This window comes from Rhodococcus sp. G6(2025), assembly GCF_058628105.1.
This window is the reverse complement of record NZ_CP179751.1, coordinates 690,931-711,856: the sequence shown is the minus strand read 5'-3', so window position 1 is coordinate 711,856 and position 20,926 is coordinate 690,931. Positions and strand designations below refer to the sequence as shown.

Here is a 20,926-nt window from a genome sequence, read left to right as displayed (position 1 = left end):
GCCTACTGAATCGAGGATAATCTGGCAGTCGACCGAACCGGGCTGAACGCGGTCAAATTACATGCCCGATGACCGAGGCTGTGGCCGAGTAAGGTGTCAGGCAGAATTCGCAGCCTCGTCCGAGGCACTTTTCCTCCTCCACCACCCAATATGTGGGTGGCCACTTGCCATTGAATCGAGGGCCAGAACCGTGTCAGCCATCCACACGGAGACCGATGTCGCTCCCGGCGCCCGATCTCTGGAGGGCCGTCGACCGGCGATCGAGGCCTGTGTGAACCTGGACGCCACCTCCCAGAACACGAGGGCCCTGGCCGCTCGGGCCGGGACGGCGTCGTTGATGGCGGTAGTCGAGGCCAACGCGTACGGCCACGGTGCGGTGCCGGTCGCGGTCACCGCCTTGGCGGCTGGGGCGCGGGAACTGGGGGTTCGGACGATCGATGAAGGGTGCGCGCTTCGCCGGGCCGGTATCGGCGCCCCGATCCTGGCGTTCGCGCCGGTACGTGGGTACGGGGAGGACTGCCTCGACGCGGGAATACGAACCGGCATCGCCGTAACGGTTGAATCCGCCGATCAGGTGGCGGCCGTGAGGGCGGCGGCACGGTGCGGGACAACTGCGACGGTCCAGGTGGCCGTCGACTGCGGACGTCCCCCCCAGCGGGTCCCGCACTGGGCAGATCTGCTCCGGTCGCTACGCGCCGCTCAATCGGAGGGGACGGTGCACGTTCGCGGCATCTACTCGTCGACCGGCGACGACACGAATGCCGACTCTGTGGTGGATCGAGACCGCGCCCATTTTCTCGAGTACTTACGGTTCGCACGCGCAGCCGGGGTGACCTTCGAATCCGCCCATCTCGCCGGCGCGCAGGCGCTGCGTCGCAGTGACTTACGCTTCGACCTGGTCCGCGCCGATCTCGGTCTGTACGGCGTCGCGCCGACGGGTTCTGCCCTCGAAGCGGAACTGGTTCCGGCCCTGACGTTGTCGGCGGAGGTGGCGCTGGTGAAGAAGATCGCGGCGGGAGACGGGGTCTCGTACGGATTCCGGTGGGTGGCAGAGAGGGACTGTTCGATCGCACTGCTGCCTGTGGGGTACGCGGACGGGATTCCGCGTGCGCTGGGTGGCCGCATGTCGGTGCTGCTGGGCGGCAGGTGGCGCCCTCAGGTCGGGCGGGTATGCATGGATCAGATACTGGTCTACCTCGGGACCGACACCGATGTGGTCGAAGGAGATCGCGCCGTGTTGTTCGGGGGAACTGTGGGCAGCACCGCGGGTGCGCAGCGGTGGGCTCACGCGCTCGGGACGACACCGGATGAGATTCTCGGCGGACTGCGTGGTCGGATCGAGTGGCGTTATGTCGGTGGCGCGCCGGGCACCCCCGGTTCATAGCTCCGCGGATGTGCTATCCGCGGAGCTACGGGCATCCGCGGAACTATTCGTGGGTGCCGGTCAGTTGTCGTGACGCACCGAGTCGGGGGTCCCGGTCGGTATCGGCCGGTCGCTGTTCGGCATCGTCGATCGCGCATGGTCTCCTGCTGAGCGCGATCGTCGAGACGGCCCCAGCCACGCTCCAGAGTGCGAGCCAGGTACAGATCAGCCAGGTGGAGTGTGTCCAGCTGTAGAACAGCGTCGCCATGAACGGGGCGGTGCCTCCGATGACACTGACTGACAGCGCCTGACTCAACGCGACGCCGCTGAACCGGACATCGACACTGAATCGCTCCGCAAGGAACGCCGGTTGCGGGGCTTGCAGTGCCGAGTGCACCACCGCCAGCATGAAGGTGATGCCCAAGAACGCGGCCCACCCCGACCCGGTATCCATCAGCGCGAACAGCACAAAACCTCCGAACAGAGAGGTGAAGCACCCCGTGAGAATGACGATGCGGCGTGAGAACCGGTCACTCAGATGGCCGGATACCGGCAGGCTGATCAGATAGACGAGCGATGCGGCGAGCAGCGCATTGAGCATCGTGGTGCGGCTGAGGTCCAAGATGGTGGTGCCGTAGGAGACGGCGTAGGTGGACACCAGATAGAACAGGATGCCTCCAGGAGCGATGACGCCCGCGGCCAGTGCGACTTCCCGCCATTGATTGCGCAGTAGTGAGCGCACCGGGGTGCTTTGCTGGGCGGACGCGGTCTGCAGTGCCGTGAAGTCCGGAGTTTCCTCGACGCCGAGGCGGATGAACATCGAGATGGCGAAGAGGACTGCGCTGAGCAGGAACGGGATCCTCCATCCCCAGGTGTCGAAAGCGTCGCCGGAAATGTGGTCACTGACGGTGATGGCGATGGTCGACAGCAGGAGTCCGCCAGGTACCCCCATCTGGACGGTGCTGCCAAACAGCCCGCGCCGGTGCGGGGGTGAATGCTCGACGAGCATCAGAGCAGCTCCACCCCATTCTCCGCCCATCGCGATGCCTTGCACGAATCGGAGGGTGACCAGAAGGAGCGGAGCGAACCAACCGACTTGCTCGAATGTCGGAAGTACGCCGATCAGAACCGTCGCGGTGCCCATCATCAACAACGAGAACACGAGTGTCTTGCGCCGACCGACCTTGTCCCCCATTCCGCCGAAGAGAACACTGCCCAACGGCCGAGCGAGGAATCCGACCGCGAAAGTCGCGAAGGAGGCGAGGGTCCCCGCCAGCGGGCTGTATGACGGGAAGAACAAGGGCCCGAACACGAGGGCTGCGGCGGTGCCGTACAGGAAGAAGTCGTAGTACTCGAGGGCAGTGCCGGCGAATCCTGCTGCGGTCACGCGCAACATCTTTGTGGTGGAGCGTTTTTCAGACACGCTCATGATGGTTCCTCCAGAGAAGCAGTAAACGTGCGGGGGTGGGCCACGGCGTGGTACACGGTGGCTGGAGTCGAGAAACTCTCATGCGGATAGCTCGCCGTCGATCATCAGTTCGGCGCGGCGTCGATGACGAAGCCGCTCGACGGGGCGGGCAGGTAGTTCATGGTTGGTCAAAACTGCATCGCTGGGTCTACCAACGCGGGAGCGCATCGAGGAAGGTGGTCAGCGCCGTTGTCACGGCATCGGGGTTCTCCTCGGTCACCAAGTGACCCGCACCAGGGATTCGCGCGAAAGCCGATCCCGGTATCCGGGCGTGCATCCGTTCGGCGGCGGAAATGTCGATGCCGTTGTCGTCCTCACCGTGCACGATGAGGGTCGGAATCTGTATCTCGGACAGGCGGGAGAGGCGTTCACTCTTGCTGATCCACGAGTTGTATTCGCCCCATACCGACCGTGATGGTCTAGTCCGCCACTTGTGCACCCACGAATCGATCAAGGCGGGACGGTTCGCGATGGCCTGCGGGCCGAAAATGATCGGAACAAAGGTCTGCGAAAAGCTCGCGGGGATGGGGTCTTCGCTCTTCATGGGGCGGAACACCTCTGCGAACTGCGTCTTCTCCTCGCTGGTATAGGCGTCGGCCATCGTGTCCATCAGGATGAGCCCGGCCAGCCGTTCCGGGTACTTCAGGGCCAGCTCGATCGCCATGAAACCGCCCACCGACATTCCCACCAGTACGAATCGGTCGATTTCTGCTCGGGCGGCCACTTCCAGACAATCGGTGACCAGGGAGTCGAGGTCGTATTCGGTGCCGTATTCCGACGTTCCGGCCCTGCTGGTGTAGGCGACGGTTCGATAGCGATCAGCCAGAGCAGCGGTTTGCTCGGCGAACATGGTCCGGTCCAGGAGCGTGCCGTGGCTGAAGAGCACGGGTGGGCCGTGCCCCTGGTCTGCGACGTCGAAAACTTTCATTGTGTTCTCCCTTCTGGCCAGTGCGTCGTGTCGCTCGGCCGGAGGCAGGTGGGGCGAGGCGGGGTAGTTGCATTCGACAGTGGGGGTGCAAGGCTCCGGTTGGTTCCGTTTGCGCGGCAGCGCATGTCAGTGCACCAGGTCCTCGAGGTTGGAGTTGAGTGCCTTCGGCCGTGGGACCATCCACAGGCCGACCAGCGCGATCAGCGGTAGAACGGCACCGAAGACGATGACCAACACATTCCAGCTGTAGACGGTCAGCAGAGGGGCGACAATGAGCGCGAGAGTCCCGTAGCTGGTCCACAGCATGCCCGAACCCCATGCTCCGCCCGTGCCACGAATACGCGTGGGGAAGGCTTCCTGGAGAAAATTCGAGGACCCGCCCCAGAGACCGATGGTGATCAAGACGTACATGATGAACCAGGGCACGATCGTCGACGGTGTCGCCAGGTACACCATGAAGAGTGCGCATACGGATCCAAGCACCCCGACGGCGGTGAGGGTGTAGTGGGCACCCTTGCCCCGTGTGACGAAACTGGCGGCGAGGATGGTGACGATTCCGAGCCAGTTTGCCCAGGTGATCGCCCGGTTGGCCTCGAGGAACGAAATGTCCTTACCCTGCAGGAAGCTCAGTCCGAAGTAGGACATGATGGCGTATTGGGGCACGATGAAGAGGAAGAACAGGGTCACCCCGATGGTGCGGCGACGCATATCGGCCGCCCACAGCTGGGAGAGCACACTCTTCTCCGTCTTGGCGACGTCGATGTGGAACCTGCTCGACCCAGTTCGACGGGCATGCTGGAGATCCTGGAAGTGCGGTGTTTCCTTGATGACGAAGGAGACGGCGATACCGAAGGCCAACGGGAGTATGCCGACGATCCAGAACACCGCCCGCCATCCCATGCTGGCGGCGATGTGTTCGGAGAAGAAGGCCGATGATCCGAATCCGATTGCCCACCCCACTGGAACGGTCCCGGTCATCCATCCGCGATGCTTCGCGGGTACCGATTCCGCAATGAGGACGGTAGCCAGCCCCCACGAGACATAACCGATGGTTGCAATCGACCGGAGAATTCCGAATGACGTGGTGTTCCAAGCAAATCCAGTAAGAATCGTGAACGCCGAGCAAATCGCGATAGCCGCTACGAAGAGAGGTTTACGGCCGAATCGGTCCGTCAATGGGCCGATGAGGAACATGGCGATGACACCGCAGGTGAAGAATCCGCCTGCATAGATGTATCCGACGGCACTGTCGGAGAAACCCAGGCTTTGTTGGACGAGTGGGTAACTGGTGGGGAAAATTGCGGCGTCGGCCGCGATGGTCGCATAACCGAGCACCCCCAGCACCATGACAGCCCAGTGATAGGGCCGCAGCCGATCATCCGCGGCAAGAGTGGTGGTTGGGGGTCTTTCGCGCAAACCGTCGTCGTCAACGGCAATTTCTGTCATGGGGTCTCCTGGTGGCGTCGAGGGGGCTCAAGGAGGAGCGAGATCGCGCAGTGGCGTGCGCCACATAGTTTGCGGGTTTTTGCATCACTTATCAAGTTTTTGTGCGGTTTCGGCACGGGATTCCACGAAGCGTTCTCGCTGAACAGCCGTTACCTGCAGTTTTTGAGACACAGGTCTTCCGAACGTGTCATCGCCACGCCGACCAAGGAGGCCGATTTGATACAATCGAGGGGCGTCGAGTAGTGAAAGAGGAGCAAGTGTCGACAACCCTTCCTGATCGTGACCGCTGCCATTCGCGGAACGAGGCAGTTCTCGGCGCCTCCGGGTGGCTTGCTGTCCACCGTGCCGTGACGGCACTGCGATCAGATGGGCTCGATGACCGCGCGGCCCGTGGCGCAGCTCTCGACATCCTGGGCCAGCTCATCGCCGTTCCGTGCGACACCGATCACGGGGGCGGTGGAACGCGCGGCGCATCATTGAGCGGTCGAGAACGCGACGTGCTCGAGTGCCTGGTCGACGGCTCGTCCAATCGAGAAATCGGACAGCAGCTCTACATTGCCGAGAGCACTGTGCGCTTTCATGTGAGCCACATCCTGCGGAAGCTGGGCATGCGGACACGGGCGGAAGTCATTGCGCTCGTCTTGAACCAGCGGCGATTCGACTACCCGATTAACTGACAAGGCGGACGCCCACCAGCGCCAGGGCCATTTCTTCCCGTCGTCGACGGGTAAGTCCGGTGCTCCCGGCCACTGACTGGTCTTTCTCCTGCCGTTAGTCGTCGTCGGCGAGGATCCCATCGCGCTTGAGCTTGGCGATCACGTACTCCCCCTCGAACTGAACGTGTTCGCGTGATGCAGCGTCTGCACCTGCCCCGTCCCCCCGCTCCAAAGCCTCCAGCATCTTCTGGTGACTCCGGTTGGCTTCGGGGCTCGCACCGGGGGGTGCCTCGTATACGGCCCGTGGCAGATTCTTGGCAAGCTGCCGCAGCACCGACAGTAGGCGCCGGCTGCCCCCCGTTTGGTTGATGAGGGCGTGGAACTCCCAGTTCAGGTTGTGCAGAAGGTCAGGATCGTCGCTCTTCTGCATGAGTTCGTGCAGCTCGTGCAGCCGGGCAAGCGTTGGCTGGGTGATCCGGGATGCGGCGCGGCGCGATGCGAGCCCCTGCACCATTCCGTAGATCCGGTAGTGATCGTCGATGTCCTCGCGCAGGATGGGAACGACGAAGGAACCACGATGCGGTTCGGAGTCGATCAACCCCTCGGCCTCGAGGGCGATGAGCGCTTCCCGCACCGGCAGGCGACTCACCCCGAGATCTTTGGCGATTTGGTCCTGGGGCACTCGCTGCCCCCGGATCAAAGACCCGTCGAAGATCATCGTCTTGATGTAGTCGACGACCTGACCACTCATGTTCCGCCGCGGAACCGGACGAGCGTCCTCACGTCGGCCACCGTTGCGTGCAGCACGGCTCGGCACATCGATTCCGGCGTCGAACGCTGTCATATCGACTCCCTTATTTGATCAATCATCAACACTGGTTAGTGTAGCGCTGCCCCGCCGGCGCAGCGTTACGCCACCAGCCGACAGCTTCTCCCACCAGCAGTGGCATCAGATAAATGGCTCTGAACAGGCTCTTCTACAGTCTATGTTTCGCCGAGGCGGCGTAAAGGCCGCGTGTCGGACACGCTGGGCGGTTGGACGAACTCGACTTGAAGCACCTAGATGACGTAACGTGAGTCACACCTGATGTATCACATATCCATTTGAGAGGGACGATGACAATCACCGCATTGACTGATCACCTTCTGTCCTCCGCTGTCGTCGAGCGTCTTCAGACCGCTCCGCACGTTTTCATCGACGGCGAACGACGCTCAGCGCTCAGCGGAGAGGAGATACCCGTCTTCGACCCGGCAACCGGCCGCCAGATTGCGGTTGCGGCGTCCGGTGGGGCGGACGATGTCGCCGACGCGGTCGATGCCGCCCGGCGCGCCTTCACCGAGTCCGCCCCGTGGCGGCAGATGAGTCCGCTAGACCGCGGACGCATCCTCCACCGCATCGGCGATCTGATCTACCGGCACGCCGACGACTTCGCCCAGCTCGAGGTCCTTGATGCAGGGAAGGTTCTCGGCGCAGCACGAAACATCGATGTCGAGTTCGCCGCGCGGGCGTTTCACTACTACGCCGGCTGGCCGACCAAGATCGTCGGTTCGACCGTCCCGGTGTCTCATCCCAACATTCACGTACGCACCGAACTCGAACCGGTCGGAGTGGTGGGCGCGATCACCGCGTGGAACTTCCCACTTCTGCTGTGCGGATGGAAGATCGGTCCCGCCCTTGCGTCCGGGTGCACGATGGTCCTCAAGCCTTCCGAGGAAACACCCCTGTCGGCGCTGTGGCTGGCGGAGCTGGCCATCGAGGCCGGACTGCCCCCCGGCGTGCTCAACGTCGTGCCGGGCACAGGCGGCACCGCTGGTCAAGCACTGGTCACCCATCCCGGGGTCAATAAACTCACGTTCACCGGTTCGACGAAGGTCGGCAAGCACATCGCCCGCCAAGCTGCAGACGACGTCAAACGGGTGACCCTGGAACTGGGCGGCAAGTCCGCCAACATCATCCTCCCCGATGCCGATGTGGAGGAGGCGGTGACCGGTTCCGCGGGTGGGATCTTCTGGCACTCCGGCCAGACCTGCAGTGCCCCATCCCGTTTGTTCGTTCACAATGACATTCACGACGAGGTAGTCGAGCAGCTCACCTCGATTGCAGGGCAGTTGAGGATTGGACACGGAATCGACGAGGGCGTCGACTTCGGGCCCCTGGCCAACGGTGCGCAACTCGAGCGCGTCCAGGGATACGTCCAACGGGCAAAGGACGAGGGCGCCACGGTCTATCAGCCCGCGCAGGTTCCCGCCGATCTGACCGGACACTTCTACCCCCCGACGATCATCGCCAACGTGACCGACGACATGGAATGTGTCCGCGAGGAAATCTTCGGTCCGGTCCTCGTGGTTCTTGCCTTCGACCACATCGACGAGGTCATCGAACGAGCAAATGCCAGCGACTACGGTTTAGCCGCGGGTATCTGGACGAAGAACGTGAACACTGTCCAGGCGATGACACGCCGGCTGCAGGCCGGGACCGTCTACGTCAACGGCTGGGGATTGACCGATCCAGCAGCTCCCTTCGGTGGGTTCCACCAGTCCGGCTACGGCCGTGACCTGGGCCCGGACAGCCTCGACGGATACCTGGAAACCAAGTCCGTCTGGACCATGCACAGCTGAATCCCCCTCGAACGATCGGAAGAACAATGAAGACACGCGCTGCCGTACTGACCGCACCCCACGCCCCCTTCGAGATCGTGGAGCTGGACATCGACGATCCCGGCCCCGGGGAGGTCATGTTGCGGATGTCTGCGGCCGGACTGTGCCATTCGGATCTGCACATGATGGACGGCGATCTAGCCGTGCGCTATCCGATGGTGGGCGGACACGAAGCAGCGGGCATCGTCGAGAAGATCGGCCCCGGAGTGAAGAAGGTCGTGGTCGGTGACCATGTCGTCTGCAGCTTCACACCGAGTTGCGGCATCTGCCGGTACTGCTCGACCGGGCGCCAGAACCTCTGCGATGCCGGATCCACAATTCTCGAGGGCAGCATGCCGGACGGCACTTTCCGGCTGCACAAGGACGGCACCGACTACAGCGCCTTCTGCATGCTCGGGGCGTTCTCCGAATTCGCCACCGTGTCCGAGTACTCGGTCGTCAAGGTCGACGACTGGCTTCCACTCGACAGCGCGGTGCTCGTCGGGTGCGGCGTCCCGACCGGATGGGGCACCGCAGTCAACGCCGGCAACGTTCGCCCCGGAGACACCACCGTCATCTACGGGATCGGCGGACTGGGCACCAACGCGGTCCAGGGTGCGGTGCATGCCGGAGCGAAGTACGTCGTGTGCGTCGACCCGGTCGAATTCAAGCGAGACACCGCGCTCAAATTCGGCGCGACCCATGTCTTCTCCAGCGCCGAGGAAGCACACGAAAAGGTCACCGAACTTACCTGGGGCCAGGGCGCCGACCAGGCTCTCGTGCTCATCGGCACCATGGACGAGGAAACCATTACGGCGGCCTTCAAGGTGATCGGAAAGGGCTCGACAGTGGTGGTCACGGGCGTGTCCAACGCCGCCAACCTCACTGTCCACGTGTCAGGCCAGGAAATGGTGTTCATGGAGAAGACCATCAAGGGCACTCTGTTCGGTTCGTCGAACCCGCAGTACGACATCGTCCGGCTCCTGCGACTCTATGATGCCGGTCAGCTCAAGCTCGACGAGCTCATCACCACCCGCTACACGCTCGACGAGATCAACCAGGGTTATCAGGACTTGCGGGACGGAAAGAACATCCGCGGAATCATCGACTTCTCACTCTGAACGCTCGCCGCGCACTCGGCAGCCTTCCGGTCTCCTGAGGCCGGGAGGCGCCTTGGCTTGCCCGCACCCGGTAAACCCGCCACACCAATCCCCCAGCAACACACTGATTCCCGACCTCATCTACGGGATCCGCCTTCCCTTGCTAAAGCACTGCTGAACATGGCACAGTAAAAGTTGTCCGTACGTATCAGTTATCCAATTTGGAGTTTCAGTGCAGGTACACCGTCGCCCATATCGCGCCGCACTTCGCGCGGCCACCGCGGTGGTCGGGGTCGGCACGACCGAATTCGGCAATCTCACGGGTTCCTCCGCCGACGATTTGGGCTTGGCCGCCCTCGAGGCCGCACTCGACGATGCCGGATTAACCGCGCGCGACCTCGACGGGTTGATCGTGAACCGGGTGAGCAGTTACGAGACGGTGGCCTCGCGGATGGGAATCGAGCCACGCTGGACGGCGCAGCTGCCGGCAGAGGGACGCATGACCGGCATCGCCATCCAGATGGCGGTACTGGCCATAACGACCGGGATGGCCTCCACCATCGCGCTGGTGTACGGCAACAATGGGCGCTCGGGTGGGCACACCTATGGAGGCGGCGGCGCGAGCGCCAGCGCGGCCGCCGAGGGATACGGCACCAATCCGGCGCTGACCTTGCCGTACGGGATGACCTCGCCCGGAGCCTTTTACGCGATGATGTTCCAGCGGCACTGTGCGCAGTACGGCACCACCGCCGAACAGCTGGCGCAGGTCGCGGTCACCCTGCGAGACCACGCATCGCTGAATCCCCACGCCGTGTTCACAGATCCCATCTCACGCGAGATCTACCTCGAGTCCCGATTCATCGTCGAACCGTTGAAGATCTACGACTACTGCCTGATCAACGACGGCGGGGTGGCCATGATCCTCACCTCGGCGGACCGGGCCCGCGACTGCGCTCAACCGCCCGTGCATGTCCTGGGGTTCGGACAACAAGGGCAGCTACGCAACTCCGATTTCCCCCCGGACGACTTCTGGCGCGAGGCGATCGCCACCGCAGGGCAGCAGGCGTACACAATGGCCGATTGCAGCCGGGCCGACGTCGACGTCCTGATGGCCTACGACAACTTCAGCCCCAATGTGCTTTTCACCCTGGAGGGCCTCGGATTCTGTGCACCCGGCGAGTCCGGAGCATGGATCCAGGACGGCCGAATCGGGCTGCGCGGTGAGCTGCCGATCAACACCTCCGGCGGTCATCTGTCGGAAAGCTACATGCAAGGGTGGGGGTTGAACGTCGAGGCCGTCCGCCAGCTGAGGAGAACCTGCGGAGACCGCCAGGTACAGGATGCGACCATCGCCCAATACCTGTGCGCCGCTCCCGTAGTGACCTCAGTCGTGTACGGAGCGCAGGCATGAACCCCCGCTATCTGTTGACCGCCCACCTCGAGGGACTGGCCCGCCGCGAGCTGTTGATCAGCGCATGCGCGGCCTGCGGAACCCAGCAGTTCCCCCCGAAAGCGGTCTGCACTCGATGCGGAAGCACGGAGATCCCCTGGTGGAACCGGGTGAGCGGCGAGGGACAGTTGTGGACGTATGCAACCTTCCACAAGACCTACCTGACCGGTTTCCATCTGCCGAGCCCGTACGTCGTCGCAGTCATCGAACTCGACGAGGGCGCCAAGATTTACGGAAACCTCGCCGGAGTGCCAACGTCCACCTCGCTCCGGATCGGGCAGCGAGTCCGCGCCGAATTCACCACCACCGACGACGGAGAGTCACACCTGATCTTCGTCCCAGCCGACAAGGAAGGCACATGACCCACACAGCCCCCTCTCGCGGCCCGCTCCGTGGACTGCGCGTGGTCGAGATCGCCGCGCTCGGGTCGGCACCGTTCGCCGCGATGATGCTCGCCGACGCCGGCGCGGAAGTTCTGCGCATCAACCGGCCCGGCCAGAACACACACGACGTCGGCATCCTCGGTCGAGGCCGGGCCGGCGAACTGAGTCTCGATTTGAAGGACCCACACGAACGCGACCGTGCTCTCGATGCCATCGGACACGCCGACGTGCTCATCGAAGGATTCCGGCCGGGTGTGATGGAACGTCTTGGCCTGGGGCCTGACATCTGTCTAGGACGAAATCCTGCATTGATCTACGCCAGAATGACCGGCTGGGGGCAGGAGGGACCGCTCGCGAATACCGCTGGGCACGATATCAACTATCTCGCGCTGACCGGTGCCCTCCGGTCCATCACCCGCCAAGGGGAAGTTCCCGTTCCGCCGCTCAACCTCGTCGGTGATTACGGCGGCGGCGGAATGCTCCTGGTCACAGGAATACTCGCCGCGCTCTACGAGCGCGTGACGAGCAATGTCGGTCAGGTCGTCGACGCCGCGATGATCGACGGAACCAGCTTGCTGATGAGCGGTATCTGGAATCGGAAGTCCACCGGGAACTGGTCGAGCGAACCCGGCACGAATAGCATCGACAGCGGTTCGCACTTCTACAACGTCTACCGAACCGCGGACGACGCTTTCATGGCCGTGGGCAGTATCGAGCCGCAGTTCTACCAGCGGCTGCTCCGCGGTCTCGGACTCGCCGACGCCGACCTGCCGGCACAACAGGACCGGGCGCAGTGGCCGGCCATGAAGGATCGGTTCGCGAGTATCTTCCGGACGAGAACCCGCGAAGAATGGACGGTGGTCTTCACCGAACTCGACGCGTGCGTATCCCCCGTCCTCACGCTCGACGAGGCGGTGACCGACCCGCACATGCAGTCCCGGGGCACCCTCCTCCGGGAGGATTGCGTCGAACCGGCGCCCGCTCCCCGATACAGCAGAACACCGGGCGCCGCCAACGGCGGCGAGAGCAAGCCCGCAGAGACCTTGATGACGCAGTGGGCCTCGACCATCTGCGCGACGGCGGCGACGACCAGAACAGGACAGCACTGATGGCGGCACCCTCGATCACCACCAGAACGGTCGACAACGGCCTGACCCTCGCCGAGAACATCGGCTTTACCGAGGGACCGGTGTGGACCACCGACGGCCGATTGTTCGTCACGAGTGTCAGCCGCGGCGCGCTGTACGAGGGCTTCCTCGACGGTCGCCCGGCTGTGGCGGCCGCCGAAACTGGTGGCGGACCGAACGGCATGACGCTCGGCTACGACGGGCAACTGTGGATCACCCAGAATGGTGGCGACGTGATGCCTACCCGATCACAGCTGCCGGTCTCTCCGTCCATCCAAGTCTGGGACTACCGTGCTTCCACCACGCCGAGCACCCTCTTCAGCGGAACAGTAGACGCCCCGTCGGACTGCACGTTCGGGCCGGACGGCGCCCTCTGGTTCACCGACCCGAACGGACACGGCTTCGGCGACGCGGCCCTGCCAGGTCGCGTCTGGAGATACGATCCCGCGGCCGATCACGCAACGGTCGTTCTCGACGACGTCTTCTTCCCCAATGGCATCGCGTTCGGGCCCTACCCGGAACACCTGTACGTCGCCGAGACCGCCCGAAACCGGGTACGCCGCTACCTGGTCACAGCATCGACCGCGACCGTCGATCATGACTTCCCGGAGATCACCGTCCCAACCCCCGACGGCATCACCATCGACGCGCAGGGCGGGCTGTGGGTGGCGGGCAGTAAATCGGGAACCGTCACCTACTTCGACCCGGCCGGGCAGATGCGCGAGCAGTTGGCGATCGGTGAAGGAACGATGCCCACCAGCGTCTGCTTCGCCGGCGACGCGCTCGACCGTCTCATTGTCACCGTCGCCAAGGGCGGGCGCGTACTCGCCTTTCCCGTCGAAATCCCCGGCTTACCCACCCCGCCTGCAGCTGACCCAATCGTCTCATCGCCTGCACAACCCGAGGAACCCCAATGACCGCATCAGCTCCTACCGCACACACCTGGGGGGCATTGCTGCACGAAATGGCCGACCGCTTCCCCACCCGCGCCGCGATCTCTTTCGAAGGCACCGATGTCACCTTCGCCGAGCTCGATCACGAGGTCAGCCGATGGTCGAAGGCACTGCTAGCCATAGGGATCGGCCGCGGTGACTCGATCGCCATCTTGGCAGGTAACCGACCCGAATGGCTGTACACCGCGATGGCCGGGGCCCGGATAGGCGCCGCCGTCGTGCCGATCAACACCTGGTACAAGACCGATGAGCTCTCGTACGCGCTCGACCACGGCGATGTGAAAGCCCTGCTGTTCTTCGACCGGCTGCGCGGCACGGACTATGTGCCCATCGTCGCGGGCACCGTCGCGGCGTCCACCAAGGAACCCGGCACCGACGGCGTACTCCACGACACAGCATTGCCGGCGTTGCGCCAGGTCGTCGAGCTCGGAGAGCACCGCCTCCCGGCTGCGGTACCGCTACACCAGTTCCTCGGGCGCGGAGAACAGATCAGCGATGGGGTACTGGCCGGAGCCGAAGCCGCTGTCGAACCGGACGACCTCGTGTACCTCATCTACACCAGTGGCAGCACGGCCCGACCGAAGTGTGTCGCGCTCGAACACCACCACGCCATCGTTAATACCTTCAACATCGGCGAACGGCAGGCGCTCGACGAGCAGGACCGGTCCTTTCTCGCGACGCCGCTGTTCTACGGACTCGGCGTCGTCCAGGCCCTCGGCGCGACCTGGACCCACGGCGCGTGCGTGGTTCTCATGGAGGTGTACGAACCCGGCAGAGCCCTCGAACTGCTCGAACGTGAACGCTGCACCGCCTACTACGGACTGGGCAACATGACCCGAAGCCTCGTCGACCATCCCGACCGCGCTCGCCGCCAACTCAGCCTTCGCAAGGGTGTCCTCGGCCTGAGCAAAGCCGACCGCCAACTCGCCCGTGCCGAACTCGGCCTGACCCTGGGTACCAGCATCTACGGATTGACCGAGTCCTACGGGTTGTGCGCGCTGACCGATGCCCACGACCCCGTCGAGCGGGCCGAGGGCACCATCGGCCGCCCCCTCCCCGACTGGGACATCCGCATCGCCGACCCGGAAACCGACGACCCGCTACCGGCCGGTGAAATCGGACAGATCCTGATCCGCGGACACGTCATGCGCGGGTACTACAAGGATCCCGACCGCAATCGCGAGGTCATGACAACCGACGGCTTCTTCCGCACCGGCGACCTCGGATACCTGGACGAGCACGGGTACCTGCACTTCCACTCCCGACTCTCGGAGATGATGAAACCCGGCGGCATCAACGTCAGCCCCCTCGAAGTAGAGCTACTGGTCGGGGAGATCGCCGGCGTCCGTGAAGTGCATGCCGTAGGCATCCCCGACATCGTCCGCGGTGAGGCGATCGTCGTCTTCGTCGACGCCGACCGCGACGACGTCACCCTCACCCGGATCCAGGACCACGTCCGCAGCAAGGCCGCCAAATACAAAGCCCCGCACCATGTGATCTACGGAACCAGCGCCGGCTTCCCGCGGGTCGCCAGCGGCAAGGTACCCAAGGCCCGGCTACGCGAACGTGCGCTCATCGAACTCGGGCTCGACGCCACCGGGATGCCCACCCCGTCGGTTCCCACTCCGCTCGCCGACCACTGACACGGATGGACTCTCACGTGAATTTCGACCTCCCCGAGGAAGAACAACTCCTCATCCAGACTGTCCGTGACTTCATCGACCGCGATGTGAAGCCTGTCGTGAACGAGATGGAACACCAGAACGAGTACCCCGAGAAATTCATCGAACAGATGAAGGAAATCGGCATCTACGGGCTGGCCGTTCCCGAAGAATTCGGGGGCGCCCCGGTCTCGATGCCGTGCTATGTCCGGGTCACCGAGGAACTCTCGCGCGGCTGGATGAGCTTGGCCGGCGCGATGGGCGGTCATACCGTCGTCGCGAAGCTGCTCACCACCTTCGGAACCGCCGAGCAGAAGGCCACCTACCTTCCGCGGATGGCCACCGGCGAACTGCGCGCGACCATGGCCCTGACCGAGCCCGGCGGCGGCTCCGACCTCCAGGCGATGCGTACCCATGCACGCCTCGACGGGCACGACTACCTCGTCAACGGTTCGAAGACCTGGATCAGCAATGCACGCCGGTCCGGGCTCATCGCCCTGCTCTGCAAGACCGACCCCCAGGCCACCCCGAAGCACAAGGGCATCTCCATCCTGCTCGTCGAGCACGGCCCCGGTCTGACCGTCTCGCGTGATCTCCCCAAGCTCGGATACAAGGGTGTGGAGACCTGCGAGATCTCCTTCGACAACTTCCGAGTTCCCTCGTCGGCGGTACTCGGCGGCGCCGAGGGACACGGTTTCGCCCAAATGATGAAGGGCCTCGAGACCGGTCGCATCCAGGTCGCCTCCCGCGCCCTCGGTGTCGGCCGCGCCGCGCTCGAAGACGCACTGCACTACGCACAGGATCGACAGTCATTCGGCAAGCCGATCTGGAAGCATCAAGCCATCGGTCACCAACTCGCCGACATGGCAACCAAACTCACCGCCGCACGTCAGCTGACCCTGTTCGCGGCCAGTCGATTCGACGCCGGGCTCCGCTGTGACATGGAGGCGGGAATGGCGAAGTTGTTCGCCTCCGAGACAGCGATGGAGATCGCATTGTCCGCGCTGCGCATCCACGGCGGATACGGCTACTCGACCGAGTACGACATCGAGCGGTACTTCCGCGACGCCCCCCTGATGATCGTCGGTGAGGGCACCAACGAAATCCAGAAGAACGTCATTGCAGCGCAGCTAGTTCAGAGAGGCGGAATGTAGACCATGACTTCCACAGGTTCACCACTGAGAAGTGATGTCGTCAGTTTGGAGCCGCAGGGCATCAAGGGTATCGCCTGCCGAGTGTGCAGCCGACGCTCCTTCCCGGAGCGGCCACTGTGCCCCCATTGCGGGTCTGACGCCGTCGACAACGTCATCCTGGCCGGCCGAGGTCGAATCGTCAGTTGGACCGTCGTGCACCAAGCCCCGCCCCCATTGCAGACGCCGTACACCCTGGTGACCGTCGACCTCGACGACGGTGTCCGACTGCTGGGCGCGGCGACAGGTGCCGTCGAGATCGACGACGAAGTAGCCGTCGAGTTGTTCACATTGAAGACCGATTCCTCCGGAGAACCACTGTGGTGGTACCGCTTCCGGGGCACCGAGGAGAACCGATGAGCGAGACCTACATCGCCGGCGCCGGCATGGTGCGATTCGGCAAGTACCCCGTCGACGTCACCTTCGAGAAACTTGCGGTCGGCGCCGCACGCGAAGCGATGTCCGACGCGGGCGTGACCACCAAGGACATCGAATCCGTCTACGTCGGACATGTCTTCGGCGGTCCGGTCGCCGGTCAACGCGTCGCGGCGCAAATGGGCCTCGGCGGCCTTCCCGTCTCCAACCACGAAAACTACTGCGCCAGCGGTGCCACCGCGATCCGCGAAGCCTGGATCGCAATCAAGGCCGGCCTGTACGACATCGTGCTGGTCATCGGTGCGGAGAAGATGACCGACCGTGTCTCCGGTGGGGTCATGCCCGACCCCACGGACCTCGATGCCATCAACGGCCTTGTCATGGCCGCCAATCACGGGATGAGCGCTCGGCGGTACATGTCCGACCACGGTGCCACCCGCGAACAGATTGCCGCGGTGGCCGTGAAAAATCACGCACACTCGGTGCACAACCCATTCGCTCAATACCAGCGGCCGATCAGTTTGCAGGAAGTTGTCGACGCCCGAACCATCGCCGATCCCCTGGGACTGCTCGATTGCAGTCCCATCAGCGACGGTGCCGCCGCGGTAGTGCTGTGCAGTGCTGCCGGACTCGCCAAACTCGGGCGATCATCAGCTCCGCGCATCGCCGGCTGCGCGCTGGTCAGCGGCAAGATCGTCACTGCCGACACCAACCTCAACGACGAGGACGTCTCACGCCGCGCGGGCGAACAGGCCTGGGACATAACCGGATACGGGCCCGAAGACATCGACCTGGTAGAAATGCACGACTGCTTCACGATCGCCGAGATCGTCCGCCTGGAAGGCCTCGGTGTCGTCCCCGTCGGCGAGGGCGGGCGGTGGGCCGAGAACGGTAACACCTCGATCGGAGGCAAACTCCCCGTCAACGCAAGCGGTGGCCTCCTCAGTCGTGGACACCCGGTCGGTGCCACCGGTGTCGCGCAAATCTGCGAGCTCACCTGGCAACTCACTGACCGGGCCGGTCAACGGCAGGTCGACGACGCGAATATCGGGCTTGCATACTGCAAGGGCGGCACCGTCAGCGGCACCGACGGCGGCTCTGTCACGGTACTGCTGGTGACGCGATGACCACCTCGACGTTCACCACGTTCGATCTCGCCGACACCACCCATGCCGCCGACGTACCAGCTTCCGCGGTCGTGGTGCTCGTCTACCGCGGCACAGAAAGTGGCCAGACGCTCGATACCGCGGACCTCGAGCAGGCGGTGGCACATCCGCTGATGGCGGCCTTTTCCGCCGTTCAGCATCACTGGACGGCCATCACCGAAGCGCGCCATCGCGGCCGGGTGATCGTCCTTGCCCCGGCGACGGCGGCACTGGGAGACCCACTCAGGCCGTTGGACTGCGCGGTAACCGGGGCTCTGATCAGCTTCGTCCGGTCTGTCGCAATCGAGCTGCAGCGGCACGGCGGCGCCGCGAACGCAGTCTTCTACGACACCGATCCCAACGAACCAGCCGTTACCGAGCTGATCGCGGCGCTCACCGCCGAGCATGCCGCTGCGGTGACCGGTCAAGAAATCTACGCCGCCAACGGCACCGACCTCGGAAGGCTGCACCCATGAGCTCCGACGACCAGAGAGTTGCAGAACGGCCTCGCGTCGCCTTCATCACCGGTGCTGCCGGTGGTATCGGGCGAGGCATCGCCGAACACTTGGCCGGACTCGGATACAGCATCGGCCTCTCCGACATCTCCGAAAGCGCACTGCAAGCAGTGGCGGAGGACATCACCGAGACCACCGGTGTCGCTGTTTCCGTCTTCGCCGCGGACCTCGCCGACCGGGAATCCGTGCAAGCAGCGGTCGATGCCACCGTCTCCCGGCTCGGTGGGCTCGATGTTCTGGTGAACTGTGCGGGGATCCTCAAGGACGCCCGAATCGAGAAGATGGATCCCGCGGTCTTCCGGCAGGTTCTCGATGTCAATCTCATTGGAATGCTGACCACCACTTCCGCCGCATTGCCGGCCCTGCGCAGCTCGGGAACCGGCCGCATCATCTCGCTGACCTCGCGCGCCTGGCTGGGCAACTTCGGTTCCACCAACTACGCCGCCTCCAAGGGCGGGATCGCCGGCGTGAGTAGAAGCCTCTCGCTGAGCCTTGCAACCGATGGCATCACCGTCAACTGCATTGCGCCCGGGTTCATCGAAACCCCGATGTCGAATTCGATGCCCGACGACATCATCGAGCGGGTGCGCCAATCCATCCCGGTCGGTCGAGTGGGGCAGCCCATCGATGTCGCACGCACGGTTGCGTTCCTCGCCGACGCCAACGCCGGTTACCTGACCGGGCAGAGCATCCCGGTATGCGGAGGACGAAGCATCAGCGGCTCGATGAGGAAAGACACCGTTTCGTCATAACAAGACGGGGTAGAGAGTGGCCAGGGCCGAAGTGTTCAGCGAGTCTCCCGAGTGATGACATCGTCTCGCTGCTGCGCATAAACGACGCCCGGCCAGCTAAAGCGAGACGAATGATCACCCGCCACTGCATGCTCGACGAGATTGACGGCAATTACGTCTTGGCGACGGCACGATCGTTCACGGCAATCCAACGACCCTGAGGACACGGAGGAAAAGATGCCGCAAGTTACTGACATTGAAGCCCGAATCGACCGCCTTGAAAGCCAACGTGCCATCGAACGCCTCATCGCGCAGTACGCCCATGCCTTTGACCTGCAAGACATCGACACGCTGCGCGGCATCTGGCACGAAGGCGCCACGCTGAGGCTCGGCGAACCCTTCGGCAACTTCACAGGTGTGGATGCGATCGTAGGCGCGGCCCACCAGCTCTGGTCCCAGAGCCCGCGGATGCATCATTGGATGTCGAACGCTGTGATCGACATCGACGGCGACACTGCCACAGCCACGACCGCGCTCGATTGCTTCGTCACCAACATCGAGTCGGGCCCTACACAGGTGGGCGGTATCTACCACGACCGATTCGAGCGACAAGACGGTCAATGGGGCATGGTCGAGCGTGTCTTCGACCTGCACTACTTCACGCCGATCAAGAGCTGGACGCCGGCGCACGGCAGCGAAACAACTCCGCTGTCGGTGCCTGACCCTCGCTAGTCATACCAAACACGAAAGGCATCAACATGACTACTCCCGTCCAAACAAACGATCTCAGTGACAAAGTCGCAATCGTCACAGGCGCAGCCAGCGGTATTGGGCGAGCCACCGTAGAATTGTTGGTAGAGCGCGGGGTCCGGGTCGTCGCTGAGGACCGCAACGTTGCCGTCGAGGCGCTCGCTAGCCCGAGCGTCGCCCCTCTGGTCGCCGATGTCACCGACGAGGACAGTGCCCACCGTGCCGTTGCGCTCGCCCAGCAGCGATTCGGCGGGCTCGACATTCTGGTCAACAACGCCGGGATCATCATCAACAAAACCGTCGCCGATATGACACTCGACGACTGGAATTCCATTCTCGCGGTCAACGCCACGGGCGCATTTCTGCACTCCCGAGAAGCCGTGCGGGCTATGACGCCGCAGAAGTCGGGTGCGATTGTCAACGTCGGTTCCTACGCGTGCTTCCAGGCTTTTCCCACAATCGCAGCATACGCAGCCTCGAAAGGCGCACTCGCCCAGCTGACTCGAGCACTGTCCCTCGAGGTCATCGAACACGGAATCCGCGTCAACGCCGTCGGGTCGGGCGACGTGATCACCCACATCCTCGATGAGATACACGAAGACGGATCGGGCTTCCTCGCCGAGCACGGCAGCGGGACGCCAATCGGCCGCGCCGCCCAACCACGCGAAATCGCGCAAGTCATCGCATTTCTGGCCTCGGAACAAGCAGCGTATCTCGTGGGATCGATCGTCATGGCCGACTGCGGGATGAGCGTCGCCGCCGGATGATGACCAAGTGCGGAAGGGGGCGGGCCGCCGCCACGTCGAGTCCGTCGCCGAGAACTTGTTGATCCGGAGCTCGATGACACAGAAACCACCGCCCGATTCGTCGTCGCCAGCAGCATCGGTCCGGCGCTCGCTATAGGCCGCGTGCTCGGCCGCTGGAGTGCTTACGCAACCGACCGCCGCGGCACTCCCCGCTACGGCGCATCCGCACTCATAGCCAACCCAACTCCAGCTATCTCGACACCCGAGGGCAACCGGTCGCACTCCTAACAGCGCTAGCCACC

Annotated in this window: 20 protein-coding genes; 16 read left to right on the top strand and 4 right to left on the bottom strand. The window is 63.8% G+C overall.

Features of this window, described 5'->3' with window-relative positions:
- Positions 1 to 190: 190 nt before the first annotated feature.
- Positions 191 to 1,384 carry an alanine racemase gene (gene alr / locus ACLIVD_RS40265; protein ID WP_491933484.1) on the top strand — a complete coding sequence of 398 codons (1,194 nt, stop codon included), beginning with the start codon at positions 191 to 193 and terminating at the stop codon, positions 1,382 to 1,384.
- Positions 1,385 to 1,427: 43 nt separating this feature from the next.
- On the opposite strand, the gene ACLIVD_RS40260 is transcribed toward alr, so the two are convergent.
- The 3 genes from ACLIVD_RS40260 to ACLIVD_RS40250 form a co-directional block, all read right to left on the bottom strand.
- Positions 1,428 to 2,792, bottom strand: a complete 1,365-nt coding sequence (locus ACLIVD_RS40260) for an MFS transporter (RefSeq protein WP_491933483.1) — start codon at positions 2,790 to 2,792, stop codon at positions 1,428 to 1,430.
- Positions 2,793 to 2,979: 187 nt separating this feature from the next.
- Positions 2,980 to 3,759 carry an alpha/beta fold hydrolase gene (locus ACLIVD_RS40255; protein WP_054715088.1) on the bottom strand — a complete coding sequence of 260 codons (780 nt, stop codon included), beginning with the start codon at positions 3,757 to 3,759 and terminating at the stop codon, positions 2,980 to 2,982.
- Positions 3,760 to 3,885: 126 nt separating this feature from the next.
- Positions 3,886 to 5,205: an MFS transporter gene (locus tag ACLIVD_RS40250; protein WP_491933482.1), complete on the bottom strand. Its 1,320-nt coding sequence runs from the start codon at positions 5,203 to 5,205 to the stop codon at positions 3,886 to 3,888.
- A 347-nt stretch (positions 5,206 to 5,552) separates the two neighbouring features.
- Here ACLIVD_RS40250 and ACLIVD_RS40245 point away from each other — a divergent pair, with 347 nt between their 5' ends.
- A complete protein-coding gene (locus ACLIVD_RS40245) occupies positions 5,553 to 5,882 on the top strand; it encodes a helix-turn-helix domain-containing protein (protein ID WP_491933481.1) in 330 nt (109 codons plus the stop codon).
- Between the two features lie 94 nt (positions 5,883 to 5,976).
- Here the strand turns inward: ACLIVD_RS40245 and ACLIVD_RS40240 are convergent, their stop codons facing one another.
- Positions 5,977 to 6,612 carry a GntR family transcriptional regulator gene (locus ACLIVD_RS40240; protein WP_418339227.1) on the bottom strand — a complete coding sequence of 212 codons (636 nt, stop codon included), beginning with the start codon at positions 6,610 to 6,612 and terminating at the stop codon, positions 5,977 to 5,979.
- Between the two features lie 365 nt (positions 6,613 to 6,977).
- Between ACLIVD_RS40240 and ACLIVD_RS40235 the strand changes: the two genes are divergently transcribed.
- The 14 genes from ACLIVD_RS40235 (at position 6,978) to ACLIVD_RS40170 (ending at position 20,645) form a co-directional block, all read left to right on the top strand.
- Positions 6,978 to 8,480 carry an aldehyde dehydrogenase family protein gene (locus ACLIVD_RS40235; RefSeq protein WP_132476506.1) on the top strand — a complete coding sequence of 501 codons (1,503 nt, stop codon included), beginning with the start codon at positions 6,978 to 6,980 and terminating at the stop codon, positions 8,478 to 8,480.
- Positions 8,481 to 8,506: 26 nt separating this feature from the next.
- Positions 8,507 to 9,619 carry an NDMA-dependent alcohol dehydrogenase gene (locus tag ACLIVD_RS40230; RefSeq protein ID WP_105417685.1) on the top strand — a complete coding sequence of 371 codons (1,113 nt, stop codon included), beginning with the start codon at positions 8,507 to 8,509 and terminating at the stop codon, positions 9,617 to 9,619.
- A 211-nt stretch (positions 9,620 to 9,830) separates the two neighbouring features.
- Positions 9,831 to 11,009 (top strand): thiolase family protein, encoded by a 1,179-nt coding sequence (locus ACLIVD_RS40225; protein ID WP_491933480.1) that lies wholly within the window; start codon positions 9,831 to 9,833, stop codon positions 11,007 to 11,009.
- Positions 11,006 to 11,410: a Zn-ribbon domain-containing OB-fold protein gene (locus ACLIVD_RS40220; RefSeq protein WP_054713540.1), complete on the top strand. Its 405-nt coding sequence runs from the start codon at positions 11,006 to 11,008 to the stop codon at positions 11,408 to 11,410. Before ACLIVD_RS40225 ends, ACLIVD_RS40220 begins: the two co-directional genes overlap by 4 nt.
- Positions 11,407 to 12,540 carry a CaiB/BaiF CoA transferase family protein gene (locus ACLIVD_RS40215; protein ID WP_054713541.1) on the top strand — a complete coding sequence of 378 codons (1,134 nt, stop codon included), beginning with the start codon at positions 11,407 to 11,409 and terminating at the stop codon, positions 12,538 to 12,540. Before ACLIVD_RS40220 ends, ACLIVD_RS40215 begins: the two co-directional genes overlap by 4 nt.
- Complete coding sequence (locus ACLIVD_RS40210; RefSeq protein WP_158289224.1) at positions 12,540 to 13,475, top strand: SMP-30/gluconolactonase/LRE family protein; 936 nt, start codon at positions 12,540 to 12,542, stop codon at positions 13,473 to 13,475. The genes ACLIVD_RS40215 and ACLIVD_RS40210 overlap by 1 nt, the downstream gene beginning before the upstream one ends.
- The gene (locus ACLIVD_RS40205; protein ID WP_172652449.1) at positions 13,472 to 15,154 is read left to right on the top strand and encodes an AMP-binding protein; all 1,683 of its coding nucleotides are present in this window, start codon (positions 13,472 to 13,474) and stop codon (positions 15,152 to 15,154) included. The genes ACLIVD_RS40210 and ACLIVD_RS40205 overlap by 4 nt, the downstream gene beginning before the upstream one ends.
- 17 nt (positions 15,155 to 15,171) lie before the next feature.
- On the top strand, positions 15,172 to 16,326 hold the full coding sequence (locus ACLIVD_RS40200) for an acyl-CoA dehydrogenase family protein (protein ID WP_491933479.1): 1,155 nt from the start codon (positions 15,172 to 15,174) through the stop codon (positions 16,324 to 16,326).
- 3 nt (positions 16,327 to 16,329) lie between these two features.
- Positions 16,330 to 16,722, top strand: a complete 393-nt coding sequence (locus ACLIVD_RS40195) for a Zn-ribbon domain-containing OB-fold protein (RefSeq protein WP_491933478.1) — start codon at positions 16,330 to 16,332, stop codon at positions 16,720 to 16,722.
- Entirely contained in the window at positions 16,719 to 17,864 is a 1,146-nt protein-coding gene (locus ACLIVD_RS40190) for a thiolase family protein (RefSeq protein ID WP_283335651.1), read from the top strand. Before ACLIVD_RS40195 ends, ACLIVD_RS40190 begins: the two co-directional genes overlap by 4 nt.
- Positions 17,861 to 18,358, top strand: coding sequence for a hypothetical protein (locus ACLIVD_RS40185; RefSeq protein WP_491933477.1), 498 nt, complete (start codon positions 17,861 to 17,863; stop codon positions 18,356 to 18,358). Before ACLIVD_RS40190 ends, ACLIVD_RS40185 begins: the two co-directional genes overlap by 4 nt.
- Positions 18,355 to 19,149: an SDR family oxidoreductase gene (locus ACLIVD_RS40180; RefSeq protein ID WP_283335653.1), complete on the top strand. Its 795-nt coding sequence runs from the start codon at positions 18,355 to 18,357 to the stop codon at positions 19,147 to 19,149. The genes ACLIVD_RS40185 and ACLIVD_RS40180 overlap by 4 nt, the downstream gene beginning before the upstream one ends.
- 216 nt (positions 19,150 to 19,365) lie before the next feature.
- Positions 19,366 to 19,860: a nuclear transport factor 2 family protein gene (locus ACLIVD_RS40175; protein WP_283335654.1), complete on the top strand. Its 495-nt coding sequence runs from the start codon at positions 19,366 to 19,368 to the stop codon at positions 19,858 to 19,860.
- Between the two features lie 26 nt (positions 19,861 to 19,886).
- The gene (locus ACLIVD_RS40170) at positions 19,887 to 20,645 is read left to right on the top strand and encodes an SDR family NAD(P)-dependent oxidoreductase (protein ID WP_491933476.1); all 759 of its coding nucleotides are present in this window, start codon (positions 19,887 to 19,889) and stop codon (positions 20,643 to 20,645) included.
- The last annotated feature ends 281 nt before the right edge of the window (positions 20,646 to 20,926 follow it).